Raw genomic sequence first — 25156 nt, 5'->3', positions numbered from 1 at the left:
CCGTGACTGTTGAAAATGCAATCTCTGCAGTCTACGGAACGGATGCTATTCGATCAACGCCTGGGGCCGCATAGTGGGTATGCGCGCGCGGCATGGCGTCCGCCGCGCCGCTCAATCGGCGTTGAAACGGGTCACGCCGTGGTCGAACCGGTGCAGCACGTCGAACACCTGGTGCCGGAACCATTGATGCGCCGGGTCCTGGTGATTGCGCGCATGCCAAAGCAGCCAGTAGCGGTAGACCGGCGCATCGAACGGCAGCGGCTGCCAAATGATGGGCGCCTGCGCCGCCAGTTTGATGGCGATGTGTTCGGGGATGGTCAGCAGCAGGTCGTTGTCGCCGACGATGCGCAGGGCCGACGAGAAGAACGGCACGGTCAGCCGCACGTCGCGGCGCAGGCCTTGCCGGGCCAGCGCCTGGTCGACGAAGCCGTCCTTGTCGCTGCCACCGGTGATGCGGGCGTGCGGCCAGCGCGCGTAATCGGCCAGGGTCAGCGATTGCAGCGCCAGCGGGTGCGTGGCACGCATGGCGCACACCGGCCTGTCCTCGCCCATCGCGCGGCCGTGCAGGTTGTCCGGCACCATGTCGGCGATGGTCGCTCACCAGATCGACGGCTTCGTCGCTGAGCAGGCGATAGTAGCCAGCCTCCCACAAATGGAAGGCCACGCCGGCGCGCGGCGCGCTCGCGGCGACGGCCTCCACCAGTGGCGGCAGCATGTGGTCGGCCAGATAGTCGGAGCCGGCGATCGAGAACGTGCGCGCGCACGTGGCCGCGTCGAATGTGGGGCCGTCCATCAGCGATTCGAGGGTGAGCAGGGTGGCCTTGAGCGGTCCGCGCAGGGCTTGCGCGCGCTGAGTCAGCAAAAAGCGCTGTCCCTCCCTGATCAGCAGCGGATCGTCGAACTGGCTGCGCAGCTGCGCCAATTGGCGGCTGAGCGCCGACTGCGTCAGCCCCAGCATGGATGCGGCCAGGGTTAGGTTGCGGGTCTCCAGCAGCGCGTCGAGCGAGCGCAGCAGATTTAAGTTCGCTATTTTTTCCAAGTGCTCAGGCGTTTGAATGACGATGGCCGATTCTAACAGGCGGGGGAGGGCCATCATTTCTACAAGAGTTGCGCCGCAGATCTGATCCTAGGGCTGCTACGCGAGGACGATTTTCGTAGGGCGGTTAGGCGGAACGCCGTAATCCGCCACGAGCCGCCGACAGAACTTGGCAAACGGTCCAGCTCGTGTCCGAATGACAGACTTGACCCCGGGGTTACCGTTTATTGCATGAACCAGCCGTGGCTGACGACCAGCGATTGGCCCGTGAGCGCGTTCGACGGGAAGCTGGCGAACAGTAGCGCGACTTCGGCGACGTCTTCCACCGTGGTGAACTTGCCGTCGACGGTGTCGGCCAGCATGACTTTTTTGATGACGTCGTCCTCGGAGATGCCCAGGGTCTTGGCTTGCTCGGGGATCTGCTTGTCCACCAGCGGCGTGCGCACGAAGCCGGGGCAGATGACGTTGGCGCGTACGCCGTGCTCGGCGCCTTCCTTCGAGACCGCCTTGGCCAGCCCGATCAGCCCGTGCTTGGCCGTGACGTAGGCCGACTTGAGCTTGGACGCTTCCTTCGAGTGCACCGAACCCATATAGATGACGCTGCCGCTGCCGGCCTTGTACATGTGCGGCAGGCAGGCCTTGGTGGTGAGGAAGGCGCCGTCGAGGTGGATCGACAGCAGCTTTTTCCATTCCTCGTACGGGAAGTCCTCGACCGGGTGGATGATCTGGATGCCGGCGTTGCTCACCAGCACGTCGATCTGGCCCCAGGCGGCAATCACCTCGGCGATGCCGGCGTTGACCTGCGCTTCGTCCGTGACGTTCATGGCGACCGCCATCGCTTGCTTGCCGGCGGCCTTGAGCTCGTCGGCGGTGGCCTGCGCCGCTTCGAGGTTGAGGTCGGCGATGACGACCTTGCCGCCCTCGCGCGCATAGATCAGGGCGATTTCCTTGCCGATGCCACTGGCGGCGCCGGTGAGGACGCAGACTTTGTCTTGCAGTTTCATGTGCGGACTCCTTGGGTTGGATGTTGGGACATTACACGCCATGCGCTGGGGCATGTCGATACTCTAACGTACAGTGCACGACCTGCCTGAAGGGAAGGTTAAGGCACGAAAAATGTTGAGCCAACGTTACCTTGCCAACGTGAGCCGCACCACCGCGCCGCCGTCGCTGCCGTTTGTGACCTCCAGCGCCGTGCCGATGCCCGCCGCGCGTTCGCGCATGCCGACCAGGCCGTAGTGGCCGCGCCGCTGGCCCGCGCTGAGGATGTCGGCCGGAATGCCCTTGCCGTCGTCGCGCACCTGCAAGGTCAGCCCTTCGGCGCCGAACGCCAGTTCCGTGACGATCTCGCTGGCGCCGGCGTGGTGGAAGGCGTTGCCGATCGCTTCGCGGCCGATGGCGAACAGCTCGTCCCGCAGCGCCGGCTCCAGCTCATAAGGCGCGCCGCGCACCGCCAGCCGGTAGCGCGCCGGCAGCGCCTCGGCCAGGCCGTCGCCGAACGCTGCCAGCGCCTCGGCCAGGGTTTGGTCGGCGCCCGACGCCGAGCGCAGGCCCATCACCTCGTCGCGGCCCTCGATCAGCGCCCGCTCGATGTAGCCGATGCCGCGCTCCATCGCCGCGCGCGCCGGCAGCGCGGGCGGTATCTGCTGCATCGCCGCCTGCATCATCAGGATCGTGCCTTGCGCCTGTTGCAGGAAGGTGTCGTGCAGCGCGCGGGCGATGCGTTCGCGCTCGCTCAGGCGCTCCAGATGGCGCGCTTCGATCAGCCTGGCCACCTGCGCCAGTCGCCAGCGCCATGCCAGCGCCACCAGCAAGATCAACAGCGCGCCGCACAGCAGCTTGAACCAGACGCTTTGCACGAACGTCGACGGCAGCTCGATATCGAGCGCGGCGCCGGTGGTGTTCCACACGCCGTCGCGGTTGGCGGCGATCACCTGGAAACGGTAGGCGCCCGGCTGCAGGTTGGTGTAGAACGCTTCGCGCCGGCCTTCGGCGTTTTGCCAGTCGCGGTCGACACCGTCGAGCCGGAAGCGGAAGGCGCCGCGTTCCGGCACCGATAAACCGAGCGCGGTGAAGCCGATGTGCAGGTTGTTGGCGCCCTGCGGCAGCCGCAGCGGGCGGTCGGCGGCGTAGCGCTTGCCGCCGCTGGAGACCGAGACGATTTCGACCGGCGGCGGCAGCGCGTCGCGGCGGATGGCGCCGGGCGTGATCAGCATCGCGCCGCTCGTGGTCGACAGCCACAGCTTGCCGTCGCTGGCCTGCACCATCGACGGGAACGGGCCGCTCGGCTGGACGGTGCCGGTCAGGCCCTCTTCGCTGCCCAACAGTTCGTACGTCACGCGGGCGCCGTCGCGCACGAACGCCTTGAGCTGGTCTGCGGCAATGCGGAAGGCGCCGTCGTTGCCGTGCAGCCATAGCTCGCCGCCGTCGGTGACGACCATGCCGCTGATGCCGCGCAATTCGTGGCCGTCGGCCGTCAACAGCGGCACGAAGCGCTGGCCGTCGTAGCGCGCCACGCCCGATTCGCCGGCCACCCATAAATTGCCGTCATGCTCGACGAGGCACAGCACGTTGCCGATGCGCAGGCCGTGCCCGCCGCCCATCAACGCCACCTTGCCGCCGTCGACCATGGCGATCTGGTTACCCTGGTAGCCGACCCATAGCCGGTCGCGGCTGTCCGATAGCAGCGACATCACCCGCAGCTTCGGCAGCGCCGGGTACGGATGCTCCCACCGGCCGTCGCGGTGGCGGAACAGGTCGTAATTCAGGTAGCTGGCCCACCAGGCGCCGTCGCGGCTTTGCGCCAGCGCGTAGATGGTGGAACTGTCGCGCAGCGGCGCCGGCGGTGACGGGATCAGCTTGCCGGCCTGCCAGATGCCCTGGTAGCTGCCGAGGGCGCGGCCGCCGTTGCCGGTGCCGGCCGCCGAACTCCAGAAGCCGCTGTCGAGGGTGGCGTGCCGCCGTCCTTCGGCGTCCATCAGCCAGGCGCTGTTGGCGGCGTTGCTGAGCCAGACCTTGCCGCCGGCGTCGGCCGCCAGCCCCGGCGTGACAATCGCCTGGTCGCTGGGCAGCGGCACGGCGCGGTGGCGGCGGAAGCGGTCGAGGCCGGTCGCGGTGCCGAACCAGATATTGCCGTCGCGGTCTTCGAAAAAGGTCTGCGGACTCAGGCCGCTCAAGCCCTGGTCGCGCGTGAGGCGCTGGCGCGGATCGGGAAACACGTCCGGCAGCACGCGCTCGACATGGGTATCGCTTGCCAGCCACATCGTGCCGGCGCGGTCGAACCACATGCCGCTGCCCGGCAGGTCGGGCTTGGGCGCCCTGGCGCCGGCCGTTGGCGGCGTTTGCGACAAACGGTAATTGGCGTCGACGCCATTCGATATCCACACGGTGCCGTCCGGCCCGGCCGCCAGCGACGCCAGTTCCATGTTGCCGGGACTGGCGATGCGGTAGCGCGCGTCGCCGGCGCGGCGGTAGTAGACGGCGCTGGAGCTCGAGACCCATTGCGTGCCGGCGCGGTCGAACAGCACCTGCCAGACCGCTTGCGACGGATTGAAGCCGGTCTCGGGGCCGACCCGCACCCAGCGGTCGCGCGCGCGGTCGAGCCAGGCCAGGCCGCGCGCGGTGGTGGCCCACAGCACGCCGTCGGGCCCGCTGGTGAAGCTGTGGGCGGCGCCCGGCGGAAAGCCGTTGTCGGCGCCGTAGTGCGTGACCTTGCCACCCTTGAACACGCTGGCGCCGCCGAAGCGGTAGCCGACCCACAGCCCGCCGTCGGGCGCGGTGTGCAGCGGCAGCACGATGGTCGACAGCAGCGGCTGGCCGCCGACCTGGTCGCGGCGCTCGAAATTGACGCCGTCGAAGCGGTATAAACCGGTGGGCGTGGACAGCCACAGCCAGCCGTCCGGTGTTTGCGTGATGGCCTGGATTTGCGCCGGCGCACCGTCGGCGGCGCTCCAGGCGCGGTGCGCGTACTCGCCCAGCAGGCGAGCGTGCTGGGCCGCCCGCACCGATGGACAGAGGGCGATCAGCGCGCACAGTATCCCCACCATCAGCAAGCGCGCGCGCAGGGATGTCCAACATGTAACAAGGTTCATGACAGGAGCATAACGGATTTCACCTGAGAATTTCAAATCGGAATGAACAGGCCAAAAAAACGCCCCGGGGATGAGTCGGGGCGCTTTCAGCCGGGAGCGACCGCGCTTAGCCGGTGTTGCGCAAGCCGGCCGCGACGCCGTTGATCGACAGGTGGATGCCGCGGTGGACCCGCTCGTCGGTGGCCTTGGCCGGATCGACCGTCAGCGCGCGGTGGCGCTTGATCAGCTCGACCTGCAAGTGGTTCAACGGATCGAGGTAGGCGATGCGGTTCTGGATCGAGCGCGCCAGCAGCGGATTGCTGGTCAACCGCTCCGACGCGCCGGTGATGTCTTGCAGGATGGTCAAGGTGGTGGCGTGCTCCTCGGTGATGCGCTTGAAGATGCGCTCGCGCAGTTCCTTGTCCTGCACCAGCTCGGCGTAACGCGAGGCGATCGCCAGGTCGGTCTTGGCCAGCACCATGTCCATGTTCGACAGCAAGGTGGCAAAGAACGGCCACGCCTGCGCCATGTTGCGCAGCTGCGCCAGCCGCGCCGGCTTGTCGCCGTCGGCGATCCAGGCGCCGATGGCGCTGCCGAAGCCGTACCAGCCCGGCAGCAGCAGGCGGCACTGGCCCCACGAGAAGCCCCATGGGATCGCCCGCAAGTCCTCGATGCGCTTGGTCGACTTGCGCGAGGCCGGACGCGAACCGAGGTTCAGTTCGGCGATCTCGGCGATCGGCGTGGCGCTGAAGAAGTAGTCGGTGAAGCCCGGGGTTTCATAGACCAGGTTGCGGTAGGCCTTGTAGGCGCGGTCGGAAATCTCCGCCATGATCGCCTCGAACTGGCTCAACTGCTCCAGGTGCGCGCTGTCCTCCGACTGCGGCATCAGGCTCGCTTCCAGGGTCGCGGCGACCAGCAGCTCGAGGTTGCGGCGGCCGATGTCCTTGTTGGAGAACTTCGAGGCGATGATCTCGCCCTGTTCGGTCAGGCGGATCTGGCCGTTGACGGTGCCGTGCGGCTGGGCCAGGATGGCCTCGTAGCTCGGACCGCCGCCACGGCCGACCGTGCCGCCGCGGCCGTGGAACAGGCGCAGCTTGACGCCGGCTTTTTCAAACACCGTCACCAGGTGGGTCTCGGCCTTGTACAGTTCCCAGGTCGAGGTCAGGAAACCGCCGTCCTTGTTGGAGTCCGAATAACCCAGCATCACTTCCTGGATCTGGCCTTGCTTGGCGATCAGGCCCTTGACCAGCGGCAGCGCCATCACCGCTTCCATGATGCCGGCGGCGCGTTGCAGGTCGGGGATGGTTTCGAACAGCGGGATGACCATCAGGTCCAGTTCGGCTTCGGTGCGGTCCGCGCCTTCGCCGGCGGCGATGCGCAGCAGGCCCATTTCCTTTTGCAGCAACATCACTTCCAGCAGGTCGGACACGGTCTCGGTGTGCGAGATGATGTAGTTGCGGATCGCGCGGGCGCCGTAGCGGTCGCGGATCTGGCGCGCCGCGCGCAGCACGCCCAGCTCGGAATCGGTCTCGTCGGAGTAGTCGATGTACGGCGAGTACAGCAGGCGCGGTTGCGACAGCTCGCTCAGCAGCAGCGCCACCTTGGCGTCCTCGTCGAGCGCGGCGTAGGCCGGCTCGCCGCCGGCCTTGGCGAACAGCTCGGCCAGCACGCGCTCGTGGATGTCCGACGACTGGCGCATGTCCAGCGACGCCAGGTGGAAGCCGAAGATGTCGGCCGCCCGTTTCAGGGTCGACAGGCGCGGGCGGATCAGCACTTCGCCGTGGTTGGCGGTGAGCGACTCGACCAGGGTTTGCAGGTCGGCCGAGAATTCGGCGGCGCTGCCGTACGGCTCGGCGTGGCCGACTTCCTTGCGCAGGATGTTGGTCGCGCCCAGCGCGCGCGCGGTGCTGGCGAGGCGCGCGTAGATGCCGATCAGCGCGCGGCGGTACGGCTCGTCTGCGCGGTGGTCGGAGGTATCGGGCGAGTGGTCGGCCAGCGCTTGCAGGGCAGGGGTGCAGCCAACCATCAGGGTCGAGACCGACAGCTCGGCGCCGAGCGTGTGCGCCTCTTCCAGATAGAAGTCGAGGATGGTGGTGGCCTGGCGCACCAGCGCGTGCTGCATGGTGCCACCGTTGACATTCGGATTGCCGTCGCGGTCGCCGCCGATCCAGCTGCCCATTTGCACGTACGGAGCCTTGATCGGTTTGGTGACCGGTTCCTGGTCGTCGGCCGGCGCGCTGCCGTAGTGGTGCGCGATGTCGCTCTCGATGTCATCGTACAACCCCGGCAGTTCGCGCAGGAAGGTGGTGCGGTAGTACGACAACGCGTTTTCGATCTCGTCGGCCACGGTCAGCTTGGTGTAGCGCAGCATGCGGGTCTGCCACAAGGTGGCGATGCGCGCGCGCAGCAGGTGCATATTGGCGGCTTTTTCCTTCGGCGTCAGCGGCAGGTCGCGCTCGGCCAGCAGGCGGGCGATGTCGTGCTCGGCGTCGAGGATGGATTTGCGCTGCACTTCGGTCGGGTGGGCCGTCAGCACCGGCGCGATCAGGGCCTGGTCGAAGAACTCGCCGACGGTCTGCTCGCTGACGCCGGCTTCCTTTAGCTTGCACAGCGCGAAATTGATGCTGCCTTTCTGGGCGTTCGAGCCGGCCAGCAGGTGGGCGCGGCGGCGGCGGATGTGGTGCTGGTCCTCGGCGATGTTGGCCAGGTGCGAGAAGTACGAGAATGCCCGTACCACCGAGATGGTCTGTTCGCGCGTGAGGATCTTGAGCATGCCGTCCAGTTCCTTGGCGGCGCCGGCGTCGGCCTCGCGGCGGAAGCGCACGGCCGTTTGACGGATGGTTTCGACCACGGCGAACACTTCCTCGCCTTCCTGGTCGCGCAGCACGTCGCCGAGCAGGCGGCCGAGCAGGCGGATATCTTCCTTAAGGGGCGCGTCCTTGTCTACTTCGGTGGCCGCGCCTGGTTGTTCAGCGATGTTGTCGTCGATTGCACTAGATTGTTTTGCCATGTGGATAAGCCGCAAAGATGTGAAATGTCGGTGCAAAGGCTGGTGGCCCGGTTCTGCAAGAAGGTGAGCATGATAAAATTTGTGATCTTAAACATGCGCGATTTACTGGCCTGCGCCGGTGAGCGTCAGCTACAGCGAAAGAACTGGTTTTGAAAACATCCGAAGTGGTCCAAACTCCCCCGTCCAGATTGGTGATCGCATCGCGGGAGAGCCGCCTGGCCATGTGGCAGGCGGAGCATGTCCGTGAACGCTTGACATTATTATATCCGCAGTGCGATGTCAAAATTGTCGGAATGACGACAAAAGGCGATCAAATTCTGGATCGCACCTTGTCCAAGGTCGGCGGCAAGGGCTTGTTTGTCAAGGAACTGGAAGTGGCGATGGCCGAGGGCCGTGCCGATCTGGCGGTCCATTCGCTCAAGGACGTGCCGATGGAGCTGCCCGACGGCTTCGTGCTGGCCGCCGTGATGCAGCGCGAAGACCCGCGCGACGCCTTCGTCTCCAACGACTATGCCACGCTGGCCGACCTGCCGCCGGGCGCCATCGTCGGCACCAGCAGCCTGCGCCGCCAGGCGCTGATCGCGGCGCGCTATCCGCATCTGGTCATCAAGCCGCTGCGCGGCAACCTCGATACGCGCCTGGCCAAGCTCGATCGCGGCGACTACAGCGCCATCATTTTGGCAGCCGCCGGCCTCAAGCGCCTGGGCCTGCATCAGCGCATCCGCGCCGTGCTGGCGCCGGAAGACAGCCTGCCGGCCGCAGGGCAGGGCGCGATGGCGATCGAGATCGCCGAACGGGACGACGGGCTGGATCTGAAAGCCTTGCTGGCGCCGCTCAACGACCTCGCCACCGAGCAGGCCGTCAGCGCCGAGCGCAAGGTTTCGCGGGTGTTCGGCGGCAGCTGCCAGATTCCGCTGGCCGCCTACGCCACCGTCGCCGACGGCCAGATGCATCTGCGCGCCATGGTGGGCACGCCGGACGGCAGCCGCGTGGCCAGCGCCGAGGTGCGCGGCCCCGCCGCCGATCCCGAGGCGCTGGGCCTGCAAGTGGCCGAACTGCTGCGCGCGCAGGACGCGGCCGGCATCCTGGCCGCCTGCCTGAGCGACGCCGCCCAGGCCGAGGAAGAGGCGCGCTCGCGCGAGCTGAACGCCGACGGCTCGACCGGCGCCCAGCCGGTCTGAGCGGCGGCCACCGGATGATCTGCGCATGACCACCGGGACTACCGGCGCCGTCATCATCACCCGTCCCCTGGCGCAAGCGCGTCCACTGGCGGCGCGCGTGGCCGCGCTGGGCCGCGAGGTCGAGTTGCTACCGTTGCTGGAGATCGCGCCGCTATCGGATCAATCGGCGTTGCGGGCGGTGCTGGGGCGGCTGTGCGCGCCGGAACCCGCCTACGCGATGGTGGCGTTCGTGTCGCCCAACGCCATCGACGCCGCGTTCGCCCATATTCCACACTGGCCAGCCGGCGTGACGGCCGCCGTGGTGGGCGAGGGCAGCCGGCTGGCGCTTGCCGCGCACGGCGTCACGCCGGACAAATACACCATCGTCAGCCCGGCCGACAACGGCCACAGCGATTCCGAACACTTGTTGCAGACGCTGGACCTGGCCGCGCTCAAGGGCCGGCCGGTGCTGATCGTGCGCGGCGAGAGCGGACGCGAGCTGATGGCCGACGGCCTGCGCGCGGCCGGCGCGCAAGTGGAGGTGGTGGCGGCCTACCGCCGTTCCGTGCCGAAATTGTCGCCGGCGCTGGAAACCACGTTGCGGCGGTTGCTGACGCAACCAAACGACTGGATCATCACCAGTTCCGAGGCGCTGCGCGGCCTGTGCGACCTCCTCGCCGAGCTCGATGCGAAAAGTCCGGGCGGCACGCCTTCATGTGTTGTGTCGATGCAACAACAGCATTTGATCGTGCCGCACGCCCGAATTGCCGAAACTGCAAGCAATTTGGGCTTTTCCCGTCTGACGCTCACCGGATCAGGCGACGAACGCCTGCTGGCCGCGTTACAATCACGCCTATGAACGATTTGCCTACTTTACCCGACCCTGTCGCCTCGACCGCATCCGCCGCCGAGTCCCCGTCCGCGCCGCCCAAGTCGCGGCCCGAGCCCCGGCTGCTCGATACGCTGCAGCAGCCGCGCATCCTGCTGGGCGGGGTGGTGGTGCTGGCCGTGTTGCTGGCCGCCCAGACCTGGTCGACCCATAACAAGATGGGCAAGCTGCGTCAGGAAATGGCGCTGCGCCTGCAAAAGGGCGACTCCGTCAATGCCGAAACCGGCACCCTGGCGCGCGCCGTGCAGGAAAGCAGCCGCGAGTTGCAGATCAAGGTCGGCCTGCTGGAGAGCAAGCAGTTGGAGGCGCAGAGCCAGCAACTGGCGCTCGAGCAGCTGTACCAGGACTTGTCGAAGAACCGCGACGAGTGGGCGCTGACCGAGATCGAACAGGTGCTGTCGACCGCCAGCCAGCAGTTGCAACTGGCCGGCAACGTGCCTGGCGCGCTGATCGCGCTGCAAAACGCCGACCGCAGCCTGTCGCGCTCGGACAAGCCGCAATTCATCACGATCCGCCGCGCCATCGCCAAGGACACCGAAAAGCTCAAGGCCTTGCCAAGCGTCGACTCGGTCGGCGTCGCGCTGCGCCTGGACAACGTCATCGCGCAGATCGACCATCTGCCGATGCTGTCGGACGAGACGCCGACCTTGCCGGCGCCGCCGGAGAAGAAGGTCAAAGTCAAGCCGGTGCTGGACAAGAACGGCAAGCCGGTGCCTGCGACCGTGCCGAGCGAGCCCAATCCATGGCTGCTGGCGCTGCAAAATACCTGGACCGGCTGGAGCACCGAAATGTGGACCGACGTGCGCCAGCTGATCCGCGTGCGCAGCGTCGAAACGCCGGACGCGCTGATGCTGTCGCCGACGCAGGCCTATTTCCTGCGCGAGAACCTCAAACTGCGGCTGCTGAACGCCCGCATGGCGCTGCTGTCGCGCAATGAGACCGCGTTCCGCGCCGACCTGATCGCCGCCCAGGAAGCGCTGGTCAAGTACTTCGACACCCGCGCCAAAAACACCCAGACGGTGCAGTCGCTGCTGCGCCAGGTGCAGACCAGCAATCTGGCGATCGAGATGCCGACGCTGTCGGACAGCCTGAACGCCGTGCGTAACTACAAAGCGAAGCAATAGCCATGCGATTATTCCTCTGGTTGGTCGCATTGATGGCCGCGGCCATCGGCATCGCCGTGACGGCGCGTTTCAATCCTGGCAACGTGGTGCTGTTCTACCCGCCGCACCGGATCGACATGTCGCTCAACTTCTTCTGCGTGCTGGCGGCGGCGCTGTTCGTGTTCCTGTACGCGGTCATCCGCGCGTTGCGCGCCACGCTCAAGATGCCGGCCAAGGTGGCGGCGTACCGCCAGCAAAAGCGCGAGCGCGATGGCAATAAAGGACTGCGCGAAGCGCTCAAAGCCTTGTTCGAAGGCCGCTTCGGCCATGCCGAAAAAGCCGCCGTGCGCGCCTCGGAACTGCCGGAGAACGCCGGCGTGGCCGCGCTGATCGGCGCCCGAGCCGCGCACCGCATGCGCCAGGGCGCCCGCCGCGACCAGTGGCTGGCCAGGCTGAACGACGACACCGCCATGAAAACCGCGCGCCTGATGACGATGACCGAATTGCTGGTCGACGACCATCAGCCGGAAGCCGCGCTCGACGCCGTGCGCGAGCTCAACGCCAGCGGCACGCGCCACATCCACGCGCTGCAATGGTCGCTGAAGGCCCAGCAGCAGGCCAAGAACTGGCCGGAAGTGCTGCGTCTGGTGCGGTCGCTCGACAAGCACCGCGCGCTGCATCCGGCGCTGTCGGCGCGGCTGCGCGAGTTGGCCTATGCCGATTTGCTGTCGGACCACACCAACGACGCCGAGTCGCTGCAGCGGGTCTGGGCTACCGTGCCCAACAGCGACCGCGTCAAGCCGTATGTCGCCTGCCTGGCGGCCACCGCCTTCAACGCGCGCGGCCTGCATGACGAGGCGCGCCGGGTGGCCGAGGAATCGCTGGCCGCCGACTGGGACGAGCGCGTGATACGCGCCTACCGCGAGGCGGCGGCGCCGGCCGGTTCGGCGGCGTTGCTGGCACAGATCGAAGCGTGCGAAAAATGGCTGCAGACGCGGCCGACCGACGCCGAACTGGCACTCACGCTAGGCTCCTTGTGCCTGAAACAGAAACTGTGGGGCAAGGCGCAGCGCTATCTGGAGCAGGCCCTGTCGGACGCGTCCGATCCGCGCATGGTGCGCGAATCGCACCTGAAGCTGGCGCAGATGCACGAGGCGTTGCAGCAGCCGGAAGAGGCGGCCAACCATTACCGCCAATGCGCTCTAGCCACCATTCTATAAAAACAGGGTCAGTTCCGACATTCGGACACGAGCTGATCCGCCAAGCCCCTGTTGACCCCGCCACCAACGTCCTAAAAAATTGCCGCACGGTAGTGCTGCAACGCACAAGCGTGTTGGACTTCGTTATAATTACGCAGTTAAACATTTGTCAGCACAACAACGAGGAACCCCATGAGCTTGAATAAAGTGCCTTCCGGCCGCGATTTGCCAAACGACTTCAACGTGATCATCGAAATCCCGATGAACGCCGATCCGATCAAGTATGAAGTCGACAAGGATTCCGGCGCGATCTTCGTCGATCGCTTCATGGGCACCGCGATGCACTACCCATGCAACTACGGCTACGTGCCGAACACCCTGTCCGACGACGGCGACCCGGTCGACGTGCTGGTGATCACCCCGTTCCCGCTGATTCCGGGCGTGGTGGTGCGCTGCCGTCCAATCGGCGTGCTGAAAATGACCGACGAATCCGGTGAAGACGCAAAAGTGCTGGCCGTGCCGGTCGACAAAGTGCTGTCGATCTACAGCCACTGGCAGAAGCCGGAAGACCTGAACGAACTGCGCCTGCGCCAGATCCAGCACTTCTTCGAGCATTACAAAGATCTGGAAAAAGGCAAATGGGTCAAGATCGACGGTTGGTACGGTCCGGAAGAAGCCAAGCAGGAAATCCTGAACGGCGTCGCTTCGTACAACAAGGAATCGGCCCCGAAAGCCTGATGCAGCGCCGGCCTGAGGATTGGCCGGCGGCAAAAAGCCCCATGTGGCGTCGCGGAGACTTCGGTCCTGGCGGCGCACATGGGGCTTTTTTTATTGGGCCGGGCCGGTGTGGACCGGTGCCTTGACTAATTACTCGCGGGCGGCGCCCTCGGCGGCTTCCGCCTCGCGCCGCAGGCGCGACATGTACTGCGGCGTGATGCCCAGATAAGAAGCGATCGCGCGTTGAGAAATACGCGCCTCCAGGCCCGGATATTCCTCGCGGAAGGCCGCCAGCCGCTCCTGCGCCGACGTCTCGCCGCTGCTGTAGGCGCGCTGCGCCAGGCTCTGTAATCCGTGCATGGCCGCTTGCAGGTGGTAGTGCTGCAACACCTCGTGCTGCGCACGCAGCGCGCACGACTGCGCCCAGTCCAGCGTGAAACCGTGGACGGTCGTCTCGGCCACCAGGAACTGTACGGCCGGTTGTCCGGCCTCGCCGGCGATCAGGTCGGTCAGCGACGTGGCGGACTCGCCCTCGCGGAAAAACCGCAACGTCATCTCGACACCGTCACGGTTGAAGAATCCGCTGCGCGCGACGCCGCTGGCGAGCCAGTGCACTTGCGTGGCAGACACGCCGGCCTGTTGCAGGAACTCGCCTTTGCGCACGTGAAACGGGTGGGCGATGGTCGCCAGCAGATTGGTCACGTTGGTGTAGGACTCGTCACTGACATTGATGCGCTTCATCGTGGCGGACTTGAAGCGGTTCCGTTGTTTTATAAAATCTGCATTCATGCTGTGTGTGCCACATTCCTCATAAAACCATACAACGGGGCATAGAGTATAGGCTCGATTGAAAATGCTGTGAAGCAAACTGGTTTCATCTCGCGGGACTAAATTGTATCAACCAGATTTTAACCTGCTAATGAAATGTCGGTATCTCGCGGAACCGTTTGCGTGTGCACCAATCTGACTCATTACGGGCTGTTTTTTTTGCTATCGGAGGAGTCATGGTCGCTAAACCGATGTTGTCGCACTCGTGGTGGATGTTGGCTGTGCGCGGCGTGCTGGCGCTGTTGTTCGGCGTGCTGGCGTTGCGCATGCCCGGTCCTACCGTGTTGAGTTTGGTACTGTTGTTTGCCGCCTACGCGCTGCTGGCCGGCATCGTCTATCTGGTGGGCGCCGCGCGCAACCGGCGCCACGCCAGCGGATCGCATGCGGCGGATTGGTGGTTGCTGCTGATGCTCGGTGTGGTCAGTGTGGCCGCCGCGGTGCTGGCGGTGATGCAGCCCGGTGTCGCCGCGCTGATGCTGGTGTCGATCGTCGGCATCTACGCGCTGATCACCGGCGTCCTGGACAGCGCGCTCGCGGTGCGCTTGCGTGGCCACGCTCGGCCCGGCGTCTGGCTGCTGCTGGCCAGCGGCATCGCCTCGATCGTCTTTGGCACCATCCTGATCGTCCTGCCCAGCGTCGGCGCGCTGGCGCTGGTGTGGCTGATGGGCGCCTACGCCGTGGTCGCCGGCATCCTGTATATGGTGCTGGCGTTCCGCAGCTACGAAAAGACGCCGAAGTTGGCGTCGGCCGGCGAGCCGGAGGCCGTCCAGCCCAACAGGGCCATGCAGGACGAGGGCGCGCCGGCAACCGAAGGCGCCTGGGCCGCGCGGGCCGCGCCGGTGCCGCAGCCGGCGACGATCAGGGCCGGCGCGGTCAGAAAAGCGGCCGCCAACGATCGCCGCGTCGGCGAGCGGCGCATGACGCCGGCGGGTCAACACTGAACCGGTTTGCCGAACGGTACGGTCCCACGCCAAGGTCTGTATACGATTACAATAAAGGTCCAAGCTAACAGAAGGAGTTACACATGGACGCAAAAGCCTCCAAGATCGATATCGGCCTCTCCGACGAAAGTCGCGCGAACATTGCCGCCGGCCTGTCAGGCCTGCTGGCGGACAGCTACACGCTGTACCTGATGACCCACAACTTCCATTGGAACGTCAAAGGCCCGATGTTCAACAGCCTGCATCAGATGTTCATGACGCAGTACACCGAGCAGTGGACCGCGCTGGACCTGATCGCCGAACGTATCCGCGCGCTGGGCTATCCGGCGCCGGGCACGTACACCGAGTTCGTGAAGCTGGCGACCATCAAGGAAGTCGACGGCGTGCCGAAGGCAATGGAAATGGTGCAGCACCTGGTCACGGCGCAGGAAGCGACCGCCCGCACCGCGCGCAAACTGTTGCCGCTGGTGGAGGACGCCGATGATCAGCCGACCGCCGACCTGCTGGCGCAGCGCCTGGACACGCACGAAAAAACCGCGTGGATGCTGCGTAGTTTGCTGGAAGAGTAAAGCGGCAGTTACGGTAAGCCACGCGTGGCGCCTGTTCCTCGTAGGGCGGATCAGCGCAGCGTAATCCGCCAATGCGTGCGTCTCGACGGGGCGTCGCGTGGCGGATTACGGCGTTCCGCCCAATCCGCCCTCCGGGGCTCTCCGAAACTCATGCGCCGGCGGGCTTGAACGGCACGTGCTCGCCTAGCTCGTCAATATAGTTGTTCATGGCCGCCGTTTCCTGCGCCAGGAAATCGGCGATCGCATCGGCAAAGCGCTCATCGGCGATCCAGTGTGCCGACCACGTCGGCGTCGGCACCAGGCCGCGCGACATTTTATGCTCGCCCTGCGCGCCGCCCTCGAAGCGCGCGATGCCGTGCTTGATGCAATATTCAATCGATTGCACGTAACACGTTTCGAAATGCAGGCCGGAGACGAATTCCTGCGTCCCCCAATAGCGGCCGTACATGATATTGCCGCCCACCAAATTCAACGCCACCGCCACCGGCTGCCCGCCACGCTTGGCCAGCACGATCATCAGGCTCTCGGGCACCTCGTCCAACAAGCGTTCGAAGAACTTCAACGTCAGGTAAGGCTTGGAAAAGTGCGCGTGGTAGGTCGACACATAGCAGCTGTAGAAAAACCGCAGCACGTCCGGCGTGATGTCGCGGCCGGCCAGATGCTCGAAGCTGATGCCGGCGTCATGCACGCGGCGCCGGTCCTGGCGGATCTTCTTGCGCTTTTCCATCTTGAAGCTGGCCAGGAAGGCGTCGAAGTCGGCATAGCCCGGATTTTCCCAATGGAACTGCACGCCCTCGCGCAGCATGAACCCGGCGGCCTCCAGCGCCTGCCGGTCTTGCTCGTCGGGGAACAGGATGTGCAGCGACGACGTTTCCAACTGCCTTGCCACCTGCAGCGCGGCGCGCGCCAGCAGCTGTCGATCTTCCGGCGTCCGCGCCAGCAGCCGGCTGCCCGTCACTGGCGTGAACGGCACGGCCGACAGCAGCTTCGGGTAGTAGGGAATGCCGTTGCGGTGGAAGGCGTCGGCCCAGGCGTGATCGAACACGTACTCGCCACGGCTGTGATCCTTCAGGTACAGCGGCATGGCCGCCGCCAGCGCACCGTCGCGGTGCATCACCAGATAGCGCGGCGTCCAGCCGGTGTGGGCCGAGGCGCAGCGGGTCTCGTGCAGCGCGTGCAGGAAGGCGTAGGCCAGGGTCGGATTGTCGCCGGCGAGGATTTGCCACTGCGCCGGGTCGACGCTTTCCAACGAGTCGATGATCGAAAACTCTGCTTCTGACACGCTACACTCCAGCTTTGACGGTGGCGCCAGTCTAGCCTATCTGGCGTCGGTCCGTTGCCGGCGGCGCGTCCATGGCCGTGCGATAATTGTCTTTTGTTTGGTTGCGCACGCGAAAGACTTTACATGAGCTCGAATTTCCTGAATTTGTACACGCATGATTTCGCCCGGGTCGCCATTGCCGCGCCGGTGTGCCGGATCGCCGATCCCGCCTACAACGCCGAGCAGACCATCGCGCTCGCTGCGGAGGCGGCGGCGCAGGGAGCGGCGCTGGTGGCGTTTCCCGAATTGGGCCTGTCGGCCTACACCTGCGACGACCTGTTCCATCAGCGCGCCTTGCTCGATGGTTGCCTCGACGCGCTCGACACCATCGTGGCCGCGTCGGCGCAATGGAAGATCGCGCTGGTGGTCGGCGCGCCGCTGCGGGTCGAGCACCAGTTGTACAACTGCGCGGTGGTCATCGCCAACGGCCAGATCCAGGGCGTGGTGCCCAAGAGCTATCTGCCCAACTACGGCGAGTTCTACGAGTCGCGCCAGTTCAGCAGCGCCGATTACGCCACCGCCACCGAGATCGATCTGCTGGGCGAGCGCGTGCAATTCGGCTCGGGCCTGCTGTTCGAAGTGGCCGACATGCCGCTGTTCAAATTCCACGTCGAGATCTGCGAGGATCTGTGGGTACCGGTGGCGCCGTCGTCGTTCGCGGCCCTGGCCGGCGCCACGGTGCTGGTCAACCTGTCGGCCTCGAACGCGCTGGTCGGCAAGGCCAATTACCGCAACCTGCTGGTCGGCCAGCAATCTGCGCGCTGCATCGCCGCCTACCTGTACACCTCGGCCGGCGGCGGCGAGTCGAGCACCGACATGGCGTGGGACGGGCAGGGCGTGATCTACGAGAACGGCGAATTGCTGGCCGAGCCGAAGCGCTTCATCGACGAGTCGACCCTGACCTTTGCCGACATCGACCTCGAGCGCCTGTCGCGCGAGCGCATGCGCATGAACACGTTCGCGCAATCGGTGCAGCGCCACGCCGCCGAGGTCAACAAATTCCGCACCGTGTTCTTCGAACTGGAAATAGGGCGCGAGCAACCGCTGGCGCTCAAGCGCTGCATTGAGCGCTTCCCGTACGTACCGTCCGATGCCCGCCGCCGCGACGAACGCTGCAACGAGGTCTACAACATCCAGGTGCAGGCGCTGGCGCAGCGCCTGACGTCGAGCGGCATCAAGAAGGTCGTCATTGGTGTCTCCGGCGGGCTCGACTCAACGCACGCGCTGCTGGTGTGCGCGCGCGTGATGGACAAGCTCAAGCTGCCGCGCACCAACATTCTGGCGTACACGATGCCCGGCTTCGCCACCAGCGAGCGCACGTTGACGCAGGCGCACGCGCTGATGAAACTGGTCGGCTGTTCGGCGCAGGAAATCGACATCCGGCCGAGCTGCATCCAGATGCTCAAGGACCTGAACCACCCGTATTCGGAAGGGCAGGCGCAGTACGACATCACGTTCGAGAACGTGCAGGCCGGCGAGCGCACCAATCACCTGTTCCGCCTGGCGAACCACCACAATGCGATCGTCGTCGGCACCGGCGACCTGAGCGAGCTGGCGCTGGGCTGGTGCACCTACGGCGTAGGCGACCACATGTCGCACTACAACGTCAACGCCAGCGTGCCGAAGACCTTGATCTCGCACCTGGTGCGCTGGGTGGCCGAATCCGGCGTCATCGGCCGCAACGATGCGCAGGTGCTGCTCGACATCCTCGGCACCGAAATCAGTCCCGAGCTGGTGCCGGGCACCGCCGAGGGCCAGCCGGAGCAGCGCACCGAAAGCACCATCGGCCCGTACGAGCTGCAGGATTTCAATCTGTACTACGTGCTGCGCTTCGGCTTCCGGCCGTCGAAGGTGGCGTTCCTGTCGCTCACCGCATGGAAGGACCGCGAGCAGGGACGCTGGCCGGATGGCGACCACGTCACGCGCAACCAGTACGATCTGGCCGCCATCAAACAAAACTTGGGCATCTTCCTCGACCGCTTCTTCCGCACCAGCCAGTTCAAGCGTAGTTGCGTGCCGAACGCGCCCAAGGTCGGCAGCGGCGGATCGCTGTCGCCGAGGGGCGATTGGCGCGCGCCAAGCGACGCGCAAAGCGTGGTGTGGATGGAGGAATTACGCTCCATTCCGGTGCAAAACCAGGTAAAAAGCGGATAAAAATCATCAAAACTGCGGGTTTTGGGCCGGTTTTTCAGTCGGGAGTGGACAGTAGCAAGTTGTCGATTACAATATACTCAATCGCTTGCGGATCGCCGGCTACAGATGTTGAATTTAGATTGCCCATAAGGAGAAGTCATGAAACAGATTACCGCTGTGATTAAGCCGTTCAAACTGGACGAGGTGCGTGAAGCACTGGCTGAAGTCAATGTCACTGGCCTGACGGTCACCGAAGTCAAAGGTTTTGGCCGCCAGAAGGGCCATACCGAACTGTATCGCGGCGCGGAATACGTCGTCGACTTCCTGCCGAAGGTTAAAGTGGAAGTGGTTGTCGATGACGGCGTGGCCGAGCAAGTGGTCGACGCCATTATCAAGGCCGCGCGCACCGGCAAGATCGGCGACGGCAAGATCTTCGTGCAGAACGTCGAGCAGGTCATCCGCATCCGTACCGGCGAGACCGGCGCCGACGCCGTGTAAGCTTCTCCACGCAATACATTCCAATGCCGGCCTCGCCGGCATTTTTTTTGCCTTCAGGGCGCATAACCAAGGTATGCCATTGCCGTTGGGCCTGACGCATTTTGCGTATATCGTTGCTTGGTTATATTAGTTCGGGTTTTCTAGGTGGATTAGTAATATAGCCGCACTGTCCACTACGAGATGCCGCGCCATGATCAAGACCGTTCCCGTTGCCTTCGCGCTGTCGCTGTTTGCCGTGCTCGCCGATGCGGGCGCTTCGCCCAGCGTTTATCCAACCGGCGTGACGCGTTACGACACCAGCATCGCGTACAACAGCTACGTGATCTTCAGCGGCCAGGACAAGAAAACCCATTTGATCGATATGAACGGCAACGAGGTCCACAGCTGGGACGCCGAGGGCTTTCCGCCGGTGCTGCTGGATCCGGCGCTGACAGGCGGCAAACGCGGCCACGTGCTGGTGCAGCTGGCCAGCACCGCCGGCACCTCCAACGAGGGCAACGGCCTGCGCAACCAGACGATCGGCGAACTGGACTGGAACAGCAACGTCGTCTGGCAATGGGGCGCGGCGGGCGATGCGCAGTCGATGTACGGTCAGGTCGATGTCAAGGCGTCCGCGCAGGTGCCCGGCGGCAGCGCCAAGCAGCACCACGACTGGCGGCGCCTGACCAACGGCCATACACTGGTGTTGGCCAACCTGGTCCATCCGGTCGCCGGCTTTGCCGCGCCGCAGGTGCTCGACGATGTGATTTACGAGGTCGACGCCAGCGGCGACATCGTGTGGAAGTGGATCGCGTCCGAGCATCTGGGCGAATTCGGCTTCTCGCCCGATGCGCTCAAGCTGGTCAAGGCCGGCCAGTCGCCGCGCGGCGCAGGGGCGCCTTTCGACTACCTGCATATCAATAACATGTCGGTGCTGGGGCCGAACCGCTGGTTCGACGCCGGCGACCAGCGCTTCCATCCCGATAATATCCTGATCGATTCGCGCGAGGCCAATTTCATCGTCATCATCGACAAGCGCAGTGGCAAAGTGGTGTGGTCGCTGGGTCCGGATTATCCGGCCCAGGCGCGCGGCCCGCGCGTACTGCCGCGCGCCGTGGACCAGATCGTCGGCCCCCACGACGCCCACCTGATCGAGCCGGGCCTGCCTGGCGCCGGCAATCTGCTGGTGTTCGACAACCAGGGCGAGGCCGGCTACCCGCGCGTCGGCGTCGGCGTGCAGCCGCGCTCGCGGGTGCTGGAAATCGATCCGGTATCGAAGCGCATCGTCTGGGAATACACCGGCGCCGATTCCAATGGACCGGACTGGAGTTTCTACAGCTCGTTCATCAGCAGCGCGCGCCGCCTGCCCAACGGTAATACGCTGATCGATGAGGGCATGAACGGCCGCATCTTCCAGATCACGAACAAGGGCGATATCGCCTGGGAATACGTCAGCCCGTATTTCGCGCCGACGCCGGTTGCCGGCGCGGGCAGGCCGGTGCTGAGTAATTGGTTGTACCGCGCCCAACCGGTGCCGTACAACTGGGTGCCGGAAGGCACTCCGCGCTCCGAAAAAGCGGTCACGCCGCCGGAGCCAGGCAAGTTCCGCGTGGTCACGAACTAGACGCGGACACGCCACGGCCCGGCCACCAGCGCCCGCGCCACTCCACATACCTATAACAGACGCGCCGGCGCCAATGTCGGCGCGGCGGGCCGCCGCGTCCGCTTTAACAATGGAAAACGCTATGCAACAGAAAAAACTCGCCGCCGCCATCGCCGCGGCTTATGGACTGGTCTTTGCCCACGCCGCACCCGCCCAAGCCCAAGCCCAAGCCGCCGCGGTGGCGGCAGTGGCCGAGGTGTCCGCAGCGACGGACCCGGCCGAGGCGGCTGCGGCCGACGCCGCCGTAGTGGATGCGTCCCAGGAAGTGGTGGCCCGCGTCACCGTCTCCACGCGCCGCCGCAATGAAACCTCGCAAAGCGTGCCGACCACGATGAGCGTGCTGGACGCGAACAGCCTGGAGAGCAACCGCGTCTACCGCGTGCAGGATTTGCAGCAGCTGCTGCCCAGCACCACCGTCAACTACGTCCACGCCCGCCAGATGAGCTTTGCGGTGCGCGGCCTCGGCAACAATCCGGCCAGCGACGGCCTCGAAGGCAGCGTCGGCGTTTATCTCGACAACGTCTACCTGGCCCGGCCGGGCATGGCCGCCTTCGATACGCTCGACATCCAGCAGCTCGAACTGCTGCGTGGTCCGCAAGGCACCTTGTTCGGCAAGAACACCACCGCCGGCGTGCTCAATATCACCAGCAAGCAGCCGACCTTCCGTTCCGAAAACAGCGCCCAGCTGTCGATCGGGGAGCAGGGCTATGCGCAGGGCAAGGCCGTGATCTCGGGCGCGTTCTCCGACACGGCCGCCGGCCGCATCTCGCTGTACAAAACCCACGAGGACGGCTACATCACCAACATCCACAACGGCGACAAGGTGCAGGGTGGCGACCGCCAGGGCGTGCGCGCGCAGTTGCTGCTCGAACCGAACAACCAGCTCAGCGCGCGCCTGATCGCCGACTATAACGTCGAGGATTCCAACAACGGCACGCTGATTTTCTACAGCGCCGGTCCCAGCGGCCGCTTTTTGACGCAGGCGGCCGCCGTCGGCGGGCATCCGGTCACCGATCCCACGCTGCGCCAGGTCAACCTGGACGCCGGCTCGCACGTGGACGTGCACCAGGGCGGCGTCTCGGGCGAGGTCAACTGGAAGCTCGACAGCGACTACAAGTTCACCTCGATCAGCGCCTACCGCTTCTGGGACTTCACGCCGCGCAACGACGACGGCCTCGACGTGCCGGTGGTGCTCAACGTCGGCGCCTCCACCCGCCACCGCCAGTTCACGCAGGAGTTCCGGCTGGCGACGCCGCTGGGCCGCGAGGTCGAATCGGTGCTCGGCGCTTATTACTACTACCAGAATTTGGACAACACCAGTTTCACCATCAACGGTCCGCTGGCCGACCGCTTCAACGCCACGCCGGCCGGCGCCTGGAGCAACGTCACCAGCTACGGCCAAGGCCGTTTGCGGGTCAACAGCTACGCCTTGTTCGGCCAGTCGATCTGGCACATCGACCCCAAGTGGGACCTGACCGCCGGCCTGCGCGCCACCTACGAGGACAAGCTGGCGCGCGTCACGCGCGATGTGCCGATCGGCGCGCCCGTCACCGGCGCGGCGCTGGCGTCGCGCAACGCCCGCTACGGCGCCTTCAACTCCGGCGACGTCCGCCTGAACAACCTGAGCCCGTCCGCGCTGCTGACGCTGGCGTACAAGCTCGATACCGACGTGCTGGCGTTCGGCAGCGTGTCGCACGGCGAAAAGTCCGGCGGCATCAACCTGTCGGTGCCGGGCGCGGCCGGCGTATCCTCGCTCAAGGTCGACAACGAAAAGGCCAACAATCTGGAACTGGGCATCAAGAGCAATCTGCTCGGACGGCGCGCGCAGGTCAACGCCAGCCTGTTCTGGAACGAGGTGCACGGCTATCAGAACAACGCCTACGACCCGGTCAGCGCCACGTCCTACCTGACCAACGCCGGCGACGTGCGCAGCCGTGGCCTGGAACTGGACACCAGCCTGGTCGTCATGCGCGGTTTCACCGTGGGCGCCAACGGCTCGTTCAACGACGTCAAGTACACCGAGTACAAGAACGCCCCATGCCCGGCCGAGCGCCTCGGCCCTTCGTGCGACCTGTCGGGACGGGCGGCGCTGGTCAACGCGCCGCGCTGGATCGGCAACCTCAGCGCCCAATACGCGCACGCGCTGGCCGCCAACATCGAAGCCTATGGCAACGTCAACTACGCCTATCGCGGCGCCACCTACGGCACCCTGGACGCGTCCGAGTATTCGCGCATTCCGGCCTACAGCCTGACCAACTTGTCGGCAGGGATTAAACTGAAGAACGGCGCGACCCGCTGGGACATCTCCGTGTGGGCCAAAAACGTCTTCGACAAGCAGTACTACACCAGCATGTGGAACACCAGCCCCAACGCCTACAACACCGTGATCGGCACGCCGCGCCAGATCGGCCTGACCGCCCGCGCGGACTTTTAATGGAGACCAGCAATGACCGATAAAATCGATACCACCAAGCAGGCCGACACGGTTCGCCGCCGCATCCTCAAAACCCTGCCGGCGCTGGCGCTGGCCGGCTATGTGCCGGGCGCGCTGGCGGCGGGCAAGCAGCAGCCCAACATCCTGTTCATCCTGGCAGACGACCTCGGCCACGCCGACCTGGGCGTCTACGGCCAGACCGACATCAAGACGCCGCAACTGGACCGCCTGGCCGCGCAGGGCTTGCGCTTCACGCAGGCCTACGCCAACTCGGCGGTGTGCTCGGCCACCCGGTTCGCATTGATCACCGGCCGCTACCAGTACCGTCTGCGCGGCGGCCTGGAGGAACCGATCGCAGGCGCCTCCGACACGCTCGGCTTGCCGCGCACGCATCCCACCTTGCCGTCGCTGCTGCGCAAAAACGGCTACGCCACCGCGTTGATCGGCAAGTGGCATCTCGGCTCGTTGCCGAACTTCGGTCCGATCAAAAGCGGCTACGACAGCTTCTTCGGCAATTACGGCGGCGCCATCGATTACTTCACGCACAAGCCCGGCGTCGGTCCCAACGTGAAGGAGGATTTGTACGAGGACGAGGTGCCGGTGCACCAGATCGGCTACTACACCGACTTGCTTGGCGCGCGCGCGGTCGACTTCGTCAACAGGCAAAAGGAGGGCAAGCCGTTCCTGCTGTCGCTGCACTACACGGCGCCGCACTGGCCGTGGGAAGGTCCCGGCGACGAGGCGATCTCGCGCGACATCGACAACATCTTCCACTACGACGGCGGCGACCTGGCGACCTACGGCCGCATGGTCGAATCGCTGGACGCGTCGATCGGCCGCGTGCTCAAGGCGCTCGAGGACAAGGGGCTGGCCGAGAACACCATCGTCATCTTCACCAGCGACAACGGCGGCGAACGGTTCTCCAAGACCTGGCCGCTGTCCGGGCAGAAAACCGAGCTGCTCGAGGGCGGCATCCGCGTGCCGGCCATCGTGCGCTGGCCCGGCAAGATCGCGGCCGGGCAGGTAACCGACCAGGTCGCCGTGAGCATGGACTGGCTGCCGACCCTGCTGGCCGCCGCCGGCGGCGCGCCCGATCCGGCCTACCCGACGGATGGACAGAACCTGCTGCCGACCTTGCTGGGCCAGGCCAAGCCGCGCGAACGCACGGTGCTGTGGCGCTACAAGGCCAACGCCCAGCGCGCGATACGGTCGGGCGACTGGAAGTATCTGAAAATCGGTGGCAACGAATTCTTGTTCGATGTCGTCAAGGATCAGCGCGAGCGCGCCAACCTGGCCCGGCGCCACCCGGAGGTGTTCGCCAGGCTGAAGACGCAATGGGAGCAATGGGACAAGGAGATGCTGCCGATCACCACCGATGTGCGGACCCATGGGGTCACCGGCAAGGTGCAGGCGGACCGCTACGGCGTGCCCGACAACGCACCGGCGCCGGTGCGCGATTAGCGCGGCAGGGCGGGTTTTGTTCCATGCAACGGGAGTGGCGATTTTGCCACACCCGTGTTTTTGCCCGTTGCTTGTGTAAGGTATTGTTTCTAAAGGAGATCCGCACCAAAATTTGTTCAGTCCTGAAAGGAAACAGGGTGCGTTT

General features: G+C 65.4%; 19 protein-coding genes and 1 pseudogene. 13 read left to right on the top strand and 7 right to left on the bottom strand.

What is annotated here, in order from left to right; all coding sequences use genetic code 11:
• Positions 1-111: 111 nt before the first annotated feature.
• Positions 112-525 (bottom strand): LysR substrate-binding domain-containing protein, encoded by a 414-nt coding sequence (locus ACZ0BA_RS13500; RefSeq protein ID WP_463451776.1) that lies wholly within the window; start codon positions 523-525, stop codon positions 112-114.
• On the opposite strand from ACZ0BA_RS13500, the gene ACZ0BA_RS13495 reads away from it, so the two are divergent.
• Complete coding sequence (locus ACZ0BA_RS13495; RefSeq protein WP_463451775.1) at positions 524-976, top strand: hypothetical protein; 453 nt, start codon at positions 524-526, stop codon at positions 974-976. The genes ACZ0BA_RS13500 and ACZ0BA_RS13495 overlap by 2 nt on opposite strands.
• Here the strand turns inward: ACZ0BA_RS13495 and ACZ0BA_RS13490 are convergent.
• From ACZ0BA_RS13490 to ppc, 4 genes and pseudogenes are all read right to left on the bottom strand, one after another.
• Positions 902-1093 (bottom strand): annotated as a pseudogene (locus tag ACZ0BA_RS13490) (helix-turn-helix domain-containing protein); the annotation flags it as partial. The gene ACZ0BA_RS13495 and the pseudogene ACZ0BA_RS13490 sit on opposite strands and share 75 nt — an antisense overlap.
• Before the next feature lie 167 nt (positions 1094-1260).
• Positions 1261-2040 (bottom strand): 3-hydroxybutyrate dehydrogenase, encoded by a 780-nt coding sequence (locus tag ACZ0BA_RS13485; RefSeq protein ID WP_463451774.1) that lies wholly within the window; start codon positions 2038-2040, stop codon positions 1261-1263.
• 126 nt (positions 2041-2166) lie between these two features.
• Positions 2167-5127, bottom strand: coding sequence for a sensor histidine kinase (locus ACZ0BA_RS13480; RefSeq protein ID WP_463451773.1), 2961 nt, complete (start codon positions 5125-5127; stop codon positions 2167-2169).
• Between the two features lie 106 nt (positions 5128-5233).
• The gene (ppc, locus tag ACZ0BA_RS13475; RefSeq protein ID WP_463451772.1) at positions 5234-8116 is read right to left on the bottom strand and encodes a phosphoenolpyruvate carboxylase; all 2883 of its coding nucleotides are present in this window, start codon (positions 8114-8116) and stop codon (positions 5234-5236) included.
• 164 nt (positions 8117-8280) lie between these two features.
• Between ppc and hemC the strand changes: the two genes are divergently transcribed.
• From hemC to ppa, 5 genes are all read left to right on the top strand, one after another.
• Positions 8281-9297 carry a hydroxymethylbilane synthase gene (gene hemC / locus ACZ0BA_RS13470; RefSeq protein WP_463454749.1) on the top strand — a complete coding sequence of 339 codons (1017 nt, stop codon included), beginning with the start codon at positions 8281-8283 and terminating at the stop codon, positions 9295-9297.
• Positions 9298-9322: 25 nt separating this feature from the next.
• Complete coding sequence (locus tag ACZ0BA_RS13465) at positions 9323-10135, top strand: uroporphyrinogen-III synthase (protein WP_463451771.1); 813 nt, start codon at positions 9323-9325, stop codon at positions 10133-10135.
• Entirely contained in the window at positions 10132-11289 is a 1158-nt protein-coding gene (locus ACZ0BA_RS13460; protein WP_463451770.1) for a uroporphyrinogen-III C-methyltransferase, read from the top strand. The genes ACZ0BA_RS13465 and ACZ0BA_RS13460 overlap by 4 nt, the downstream gene beginning before the upstream one ends.
• Before the next feature lie 2 nt (positions 11290-11291).
• Positions 11292-12488, top strand: a complete 1197-nt coding sequence (locus tag ACZ0BA_RS13455; protein WP_463451769.1) for a heme biosynthesis HemY N-terminal domain-containing protein — start codon at positions 11292-11294, stop codon at positions 12486-12488.
• Positions 12489-12659: 171 nt separating this feature from the next.
• Positions 12660-13205, top strand: a complete 546-nt coding sequence (ppa, locus tag ACZ0BA_RS13450) for an inorganic diphosphatase (protein WP_463451768.1) — start codon at positions 12660-12662, stop codon at positions 13203-13205.
• A 129-nt stretch (positions 13206-13334) separates the two neighbouring features.
• Here ppa and ACZ0BA_RS13445 read toward each other — a convergent pair whose 3' ends face one another.
• Positions 13335-13973 (bottom strand): Crp/Fnr family transcriptional regulator, encoded by a 639-nt coding sequence (locus tag ACZ0BA_RS13445; protein ID WP_463451767.1) that lies wholly within the window; start codon positions 13971-13973, stop codon positions 13335-13337.
• Positions 13974-14188: 215 nt separating this feature from the next.
• Between ACZ0BA_RS13445 and ACZ0BA_RS13440 the strand changes: the two genes are divergently transcribed.
• Positions 14189-14953 (top strand): HdeD family acid-resistance protein, encoded by a 765-nt coding sequence (locus tag ACZ0BA_RS13440; protein WP_463451766.1) that lies wholly within the window; start codon positions 14189-14191, stop codon positions 14951-14953.
• Between the two features lie 83 nt (positions 14954-15036).
• Positions 15037-15522, top strand: a complete 486-nt coding sequence (locus tag ACZ0BA_RS13435; protein ID WP_463451765.1) for a Dps family protein — start codon at positions 15037-15039, stop codon at positions 15520-15522.
• A 148-nt stretch (positions 15523-15670) separates the two neighbouring features.
• On the opposite strand, the gene ACZ0BA_RS13430 is transcribed toward ACZ0BA_RS13435, so the two are convergent.
• The gene (locus ACZ0BA_RS13430; RefSeq protein WP_463451764.1) at positions 15671-16804 is read right to left on the bottom strand and encodes a GNAT family N-acetyltransferase; all 1134 of its coding nucleotides are present in this window, start codon (positions 16802-16804) and stop codon (positions 15671-15673) included.
• A 123-nt stretch (positions 16805-16927) separates the two neighbouring features.
• Between ACZ0BA_RS13430 and ACZ0BA_RS13425 the strand changes: the two genes are divergently transcribed.
• The 5 genes from ACZ0BA_RS13425 to ACZ0BA_RS13405 all read left to right on the top strand — a co-directional run bounded on the left by ACZ0BA_RS13425 (position 16928) and on the right by ACZ0BA_RS13405 (position 25011).
• Positions 16928-18997 carry an NAD(+) synthase gene (locus ACZ0BA_RS13425; RefSeq protein ID WP_463451763.1) on the top strand — a complete coding sequence of 690 codons (2070 nt, stop codon included), beginning with the start codon at positions 16928-16930 and terminating at the stop codon, positions 18995-18997.
• A 138-nt stretch (positions 18998-19135) separates the two neighbouring features.
• On the top strand, positions 19136-19474 hold the full coding sequence (locus ACZ0BA_RS13420; protein ID WP_008447011.1) for a P-II family nitrogen regulator: 339 nt from the start codon (positions 19136-19138) through the stop codon (positions 19472-19474).
• Between the two features lie 190 nt (positions 19475-19664).
• Entirely contained in the window at positions 19665-21077 is a 1413-nt protein-coding gene (locus tag ACZ0BA_RS13415) for an aryl-sulfate sulfotransferase (protein ID WP_463451762.1), read from the top strand.
• A 121-nt stretch (positions 21078-21198) separates the two neighbouring features.
• Positions 21199-23550, top strand: a complete 2352-nt coding sequence (locus ACZ0BA_RS13410) for a TonB-dependent receptor (protein WP_463451761.1) — start codon at positions 21199-21201, stop codon at positions 23548-23550.
• Between the two features lie 12 nt (positions 23551-23562).
• Positions 23563-25011 (top strand): sulfatase family protein, encoded by a 1449-nt coding sequence (locus ACZ0BA_RS13405; RefSeq protein ID WP_463451760.1) that lies wholly within the window; start codon positions 23563-23565, stop codon positions 25009-25011.
• The last annotated feature ends 145 nt before the right edge of the window (positions 25012-25156 follow it).

The sequence above is a fragment of the Duganella sp. AC917 genome, assembly GCF_979258245.1.
This window is presented reverse-complemented; position numbering and strand designations above follow the sequence as displayed.